The organism is Sphingobium phenoxybenzoativorans, from assembly GCF_001757355.1.
Lineage (GTDB): Bacteria > Pseudomonadota > Alphaproteobacteria > Sphingomonadales > Sphingomonadaceae > Sphingobium > Sphingobium phenoxybenzoativorans.
The window spans coordinates 1-5696 of record NZ_MINO01000127.1 but is presented as its reverse complement, the minus strand read 5'-3'; the positions used below and the strand labels follow the sequence as shown (position 1 = coordinate 5696).

Sequence of the window (5696 nt, the reverse complement as noted above, 5' to 3'; positions counted from 1 at the left end):
GGCGGCCTCCTGCGTCTCGCGTGCGTCGATCACCGCCTGTTCAGCCGCCTTGGCCTCCGCGCGGGCGGCATCGGCTGCGGCTGCGGCTTCGCGCCAGCGGGCGAAGATGGCGCGCCCCTCCGCGATCCGGATGTCGCTGGACAGGCGGGTATAGCGCTCCGCCGCCTTCGCCTGCCGCCGCAACGCGTTGGCGCGCGCGTCCATGTCGGTCAATATGTCGTCCAGCCGGGCCAGGTTCGCCTCGGCCGCGCGCAATTTCTGCTCGGCATCCTTGCGGCGGACATGCAGGCCGGCGATCCCGGCCGCCTCCTCCAGCATGGCGCGCCGCTCCTGCGGGCGGGCGGCGATGACGGCGGCGATCTTGCCTTGGCTGACCAGCGCCGGACTGTGCGCGCCGGTGGCGGCGTCGGCGAAGATCAGGCCGACATCCTTGGCGCGCACGTCCCGGCCATTGGCGCGGTAGGCGCTGCCCGTGCCGCGCTCGATCCGCCGCATGACCTCCAGTTCGCCGTCCGCCCCAACTTGCACGGACGGGAAAAGCTCACCCTGCTCCTGTATCGTCAGCAGGGAGACTTCGGCGAAATCGCGCTGGGGCCGGGTGGCTGTGCCCGCGAAGATCACATCCTCCATGCCGCCGCCGCGCATGGATTTGGCGCTGGATTCGCCCATCACCCAGCGGATCGCCTCTAGCAGGTTGGACTTGCCGCAGCCATTGGGGCCGACAATGCCGGTCAGACCCGGTTCGATCCGCAACTCGGCCGGGTCGACGAAGCTCTTGAAGCCGGAGAGCTTGAGCCGCCTTATCTGCATGGCGCGCCCGATGCGAACTTGCCCCGCCCGCGCTCACTCCGCCCGCAAACCAGCGGGGCATCAGTCAGGAAGCTGTCCGCCCCCCGCGCCAATCAGGCCCCTGCTTCCTTGATCTTGCCGCGCATCACGTCCCAGGTCGTCGTATTCTCGATCACCCTGCCATTGATCAGCAGCGTCGGCGTGCCGGTGATGTTATATTTCGCCGTCGCATCCTCGACGCCCTTGGCCAGCTTCTTCACCTCATCCTGATTGGCCAGGCACTGCTTGGCCTGATCCTCGGAAATGCCGCGCTGCTTGACGAAATCGATGAAGCCCGCCGCGTTCGACAGGCTGATGAAGCGGGTTTCGGGCGGCTGCGACATGATCGCCTGATATTGCTGGTCGCCCAACGCCTGGATCTTCTCGAACATCGCCGCCTGATTGCCGAAGAACTGGTCGCTCAGGGGGAAGAAGGCTTCCTTGCCGCTGCACCGGACCAGCAGCGCCATCGCCATGTCCATCGGATCACGGACATAGCTGCGCAGTTCGTAGCTGACCTTGCCGCTGTTCACGAGCTCCTTCATCGGCTCGGCGGACTCAGCGGCGAAATCCTTGCAATGGCTGCAGGTGTAGGATGCGAATTCCGTCACCTTGATCGCGGCATTGGGGTTGCCCATGATGAAGCCGCCGTCGGCGTTGGTCGAGATGGTGTCGGCCCATGTCGTGCCCGCAGGCGCCGGAACGGCGGCGACCGGCTCGCCGCTGGGGGCGGAGGCGTTGTCTCCCTCCTTGCCGCCGCACGAAGCAAGCGACAGGGCGATGGCGGCGAGGGAGAAGGCGGGGAGCAGTTTCATGGGGGATACCGTCTTGTTGGGGGCGTTCGGGGCGGTCTAAATCACTTGGCGGGGGCGGGCAATGCGGCTTTCAGCGCATTCCAGTCATGCGCCTCGACCAGTTTGCCGTTGATCAGGAAGGAGGGGGTGCCGGTGATCTTCTGCGTGCTCCAGGCATCCTGCGTCATCGCCAGCACCGTTTTCATCGCCGCCGGGTCGGCCAGGCAGGTGTTGAGCTGCGCGGGTGTGAAACCGCGCTTGGACATCAGGGTGATCAAGCCGGTCTTTTCGGCGATCTCCTTCAGCGCGGCCTGCTCCTCCGTAGGCTTGGGCTGCTGCTGGTCATAGGCGATGAGCTGCGTCATCCAGGCGCTCTGGTTGGCGAACAGCGCTTCATGATTGCCCAGGAACTTGTCCTTGCCGCCGCATCGGGCGAGCAGGGCAGCGGTCAGGTCATATTTGTCGCGCACGGCGTTGCGGATTTCGACGCTGACCTTGCCGGATTTCACCCAGCCGGATTTCAGCGGTCCGGTGCCCTCCGCCACAAAATGCGCGCAATGGCTGCAGGTGTAGCTGATATATTCGATCAGCTTGGTCGGTGCGGCGGGATTGCCCATCAGGTGCCCGCCAACGCTGGAGAGCACGACCCGGTTGGTCCAGTCGATGGCCTTCGCGGCGAATGCGGTGGCGGGGATGGAAAGGGCAATGGCGATACCGATGGGGAGGACGCGCTTGAAATGCATGGGCTGTCTTTTCTTTGTCTTTCGGGTCAGCCGATCTTGGGCAAACCGCTGGAATTGGCAAGGCCCTGCGCCAGCGATTCGAGCACCGCGCGCAATTCGGGATCGCCGATGTCGCGCAGCGAATCGCCCAGCTCCACCGGCACGGGTTTCAGGTTCTTGGGCGGCGGCGCGCGCTCGGCTACAGGCGACGCCACCTCGCCCTGCCGCATCGCCACCTTGGCCACGGCGGCATAGCCGAAGAAGCGGTTCACCCGCTCCATGATCTCCGGCATCACATGCTGCATCATCGGCGCGAAGCCGCTGGCGACCACCAGGTGCAGCGTCCCGCCCGCCTTCTGCCCCGCCGGAAAGCGGATCGATTCGGGCGCGGAGACGCCGGCATATTTCGCGCCGACAATATCGGGCCAGCGCGTCACCACGCTCGACTGGACAAAACCGAACTTGCGGAACGCCGCGCGGCCGATGTCCGGCATCAGGTCGGCTATGGCGCGGGGCGCGCCCACGCGCGGCCGTTCCTCAGGCGCAACCTTCTTGATGTTTTTTGCTGGGGCCGGGCGTTCCGTCATGCAGTGGTTAATGGCATAGGGTGGCCATGCCCGTCGATAGCAAGCTGACAGCCTCATCCGAAAAGCTGATCCCTGAAAAGCTGATCTCCGAAAAGCTGCTCGCGCATTATGACCGGCACGCCCGCACGCTCCCATGGCGCGCGCCGCCGGGGGCCAACGCGACCGACCCTTACCGCGTCTGGCTGTCGGAGATCATGCTGCAGCAGACGACTGTCGCGGCGGTCATTCCCTATTTTCAGAAATTCACGACCCGCTGGCCCGATGTGTCGGCGCTGGCGGCAGCCGACGAGGCGGAGCTGATGGCCGCATGGGCGGGCCTTGGCTATTATGCCCGCGCCCGTAATCTTATCGCCTGCGCGCGGGCGGTGGTGCGCGATCATGACGGCGCGTTCCCGCCGGACGCGGAGACGCTGCGCAGCCTCCCTGGCGTGGGCGCCTATACCTCCGCCGCCATTTCGGCGATCGCGTTCGGCAGGCGAGCGGTGGCGGTGGACGCCAATGTGGAGCGGGTCGTGGCCCGTCTGTTCGCTATCGATACGCCGCTGCCGGGCGGCAGGCGCGAGATCGATGCGGCCGCGGACAGCATCACGCCGGACATGCGGGCGGGTGATTTCACCCAGGCGATGATGGATCTGGGCGCGACCATCTGCACATCGCGGAAACCGGCCTGCGGCATCTGCCCACTCAGGGAGGATTGCGCCGCCTTCCGCACCGCCGACCCCGCCGCCTTCCCGGTCAAGGCCGCGAAAAAGGCGAAGCCGCATCGCACCGGCCATGCCTGGTGGATTGAAAATGGCGGCGATGTCTGGCTGGAACGGCGGCCGGACAAGGGGCTGCTTGGCGGCATGCGTGGCGTGCCCACATCCGCGTGGAGTGTTACGGGGGGCGATGAAGGTGACGGACCCCCGGCCTATCCCTTCGCCGGGCGCTGGACGGCGCTTTCCGATCCGGTCGTTCATGTGTTCACCCATTTCTCGCTTGCCCTCACCGTGCGCATGGTCCGCGCCGAAAGGGATTGCATGGCGGGGCGGGACGGGGAATGGTGGCCGAAAGCCGATCTGGCGTCGGCGGGGCTGCCCACCCTGTTTGGCAAGGTCGCAGCCGCCGCAATGAGAGAGGAACTTCCTTGCCCCTGATTGACATTGTGAAGCCGAAACCGGGTTTCGTCGGCGGCACGCTCGACCGCGCCGACCAGATACGCAGCGACCCCGCCCTGCTGGCGAAGGCCTTTGCCGATCCGCGCGCCGGGGTGCTGGCGCTCGATGGCCTTGACCCCGTGGTGGCGGGCGACACGCTGGTCATCGAACCGCTGCCGTCCGGTTCCGACCCGGCGGACTTCATCCTGCTGGGACAGGATGATAATGGCCCGCTGTTCGTGCGGATGAACCCCGCCGCGCCGCACGCCGCGAATTTCTCGCCCAAGGTGTGGGAGGTCGCGCCCCATCTGTCGGCCAATGCGCTGGCGATCTACGGCACCGCGCGCAGCCTGGTCGACTGGCATGCGCGGCACGGCTTCTGCGCGGTCTGCGGCGGCGAGACGGGCATGCACAAGGCGGGCTGGGCGCGCAAATGCCTGGACCATAAGGGGCTGGACTGTTCCGCCGAACATTTTCCCCGCGTCGATCCGGTCACGATCATGCTGGCCGAATATGGCGACAAGGTGCTGATCGGGCGGCAGCATCGTTGGCCGCCGGGCCGCTATTCCGCGCTGGCCGGTTTCGTTGAGCCGGGCGAGACGCTGGAGGAGGCGGTCGCCCGCGAATTGTGGGAGGAGGCGGGCATTCGCGTCTCTGATGTCAGCTATGTGATGAGCCAGCCCTGGCCCTTCGCGTCCTCGCTGATGGTCGCCTGCATGGCGCAGGCGGTGGACGACAGGCTGACGCTGGACGAAACGGAGATAGAGGATGCCTTCTGGGTCGACGCCGCGGGCGTGCGCGCGTCGCTGAACGGCGATCCCGATGCGCCCTTCCTTGCGCCGCCGGTCATGGCCGTTGCCCATCACCTGTTTCTGCACTGGCTGGAAAAAGTCGGGGGCTGACCCCATCTATCGGGGCCTGCCCCGCACATTGCGCCACAGTCACCACAGGGGTAAGGCGCAGGGCTTTCCCCGATAGCGAGTCCCTTTCCTCCAATGCTGACCCTAGAAGAAGCGCAGGATCGCGCCGAAAATCTCGTTGCCGCCGCCCGGAAGTCGGGGGCTGACGCCGCCGATGCGATCTATGTCTGCAACGCCTCGACGCAGGTGTCCGTGCGCCTTGGCGCGCTGGAGGATGTCGACCGGTCGGAGGGTGAGGAAATCGGCCTGCGCGTATTTGTCGGCCAGCGGTCGGCGACGGTCTCCGCGTCCGACATGAACCCCGCCAGCCTCAATTCGCTGGTCGAGCGCGCGGTCGCGATGGCGCGGGAAGCGCCGGAGGACGCCTTTGCTGGCCTCGCGCCGGAGGACCGGCTGCTGCGCAAGCGGCCCTCGTCGCTCGATCTTGCCGATGACAGCGATCCTGAACCGGCGGCCTTGCGCGCGCGGGCGGAGGAGGCGGAGGACGCCGCCCGCTCCGTGCCCGGCATCACCAACAGCGAAGGCGCGGGCGCATCCAGCGGCCGGACGCAGATCGCGCTCGCCACCAGCCACGGTTTTGCGGGCGGTTATGCCGCCACTTCCCACGGCACCTTTACCAGCGTGCTGGCGGGCGAGGGGTCGGCCATGCAGCGCGACCATGCCAGCCATAGCGTCCGCCATCTGGAGGATCTGGATGAGGCGGAGGCGA

The 5696-nt window shown here is 66.7% G+C and carries 7 protein-coding genes; 3 read left to right on the top strand and 4 right to left on the bottom strand.

Translation table 11 applies throughout. The features are described 5' to 3' along the window. From BHQ40_RS23760 to BHQ40_RS23745, 4 genes are all read right to left on the bottom strand, one after another. On the bottom strand, positions 1-810 hold an 810-nt coding region (locus BHQ40_RS23760; protein ID WP_139139460.1), incomplete at its 3' end, for an AAA family ATPase. Between the two features lie 92 nt (positions 811-902). Then, on the bottom strand, positions 903-1643 hold the full coding sequence (locus BHQ40_RS23755) for a DsbA family protein (RefSeq protein WP_070158191.1): 741 nt from the start codon (positions 1641-1643) through the stop codon (positions 903-905). Between the two features lie 41 nt (positions 1644-1684). Next, positions 1685-2365 carry a thioredoxin domain-containing protein gene (locus BHQ40_RS23750; RefSeq protein WP_070158190.1) on the bottom strand — a complete coding sequence of 227 codons (681 nt, stop codon included), beginning with the start codon at positions 2363-2365 and terminating at the stop codon, positions 1685-1687. Between the two features lie 26 nt (positions 2366-2391). Beyond that, positions 2392-2931, bottom strand: a complete 540-nt coding sequence (locus BHQ40_RS23745) for a DUF721 domain-containing protein (RefSeq protein ID WP_070158189.1) — start codon at positions 2929-2931, stop codon at positions 2392-2394. A gap of 26 nt (positions 2932-2957) precedes the next feature. Here BHQ40_RS23745 and mutY point away from each other — a divergent pair, with 26 nt between their 5' ends. From mutY to BHQ40_RS23730, 3 genes are all read left to right on the top strand, one after another. After that, positions 2958-4067, top strand: a complete 1110-nt coding sequence (gene mutY, locus BHQ40_RS23740) for an A/G-specific adenine glycosylase (RefSeq protein WP_070158188.1) — start codon at positions 2958-2960, stop codon at positions 4065-4067. Then, positions 4058-4969 carry an NAD(+) diphosphatase gene (gene nudC / locus BHQ40_RS23735; RefSeq protein WP_070158187.1) on the top strand — a complete coding sequence of 304 codons (912 nt, stop codon included), beginning with the start codon at positions 4058-4060 and terminating at the stop codon, positions 4967-4969. Before mutY ends, nudC begins: the two co-directional genes overlap by 10 nt. 93 nt (positions 4970-5062) lie before the next feature. Continuing rightward, the coding region (locus BHQ40_RS23730; RefSeq protein WP_290438455.1) for a PmbA/TldA family metallopeptidase at positions 5063-5696 on the top strand (634 nt) is incomplete at its 3' end.

Bases quoted from the DNA above. Each gene is read 5' to 3' on its own strand.
- BHQ40_RS23755 (WP_070158191.1), bottom strand. From the start codon at position 1,643: ATGAAACTGCTCCCCGCCTTCTCCCTCGCCGCCATCGCCCTGTCGCTT.
- BHQ40_RS23750 (WP_070158190.1), bottom strand. From the start codon at position 2,365: ATGCATTTCAAGCGCGTCCTCCCCATCGGTATCGCCATTGCCCTTTCC.
- mutY (WP_070158188.1), top strand. From the start codon at position 2,958: ATGCCCGTCGATAGCAAGCTGACAGCCTCATCCGAAAAGCTGATCCCT.
- BHQ40_RS23745 (WP_070158189.1), bottom strand. From the start codon at position 2,931: ATGACGGAACGCCCGGCCCCAGCAAAAAACATCAAGAAGGTTGCGCCT.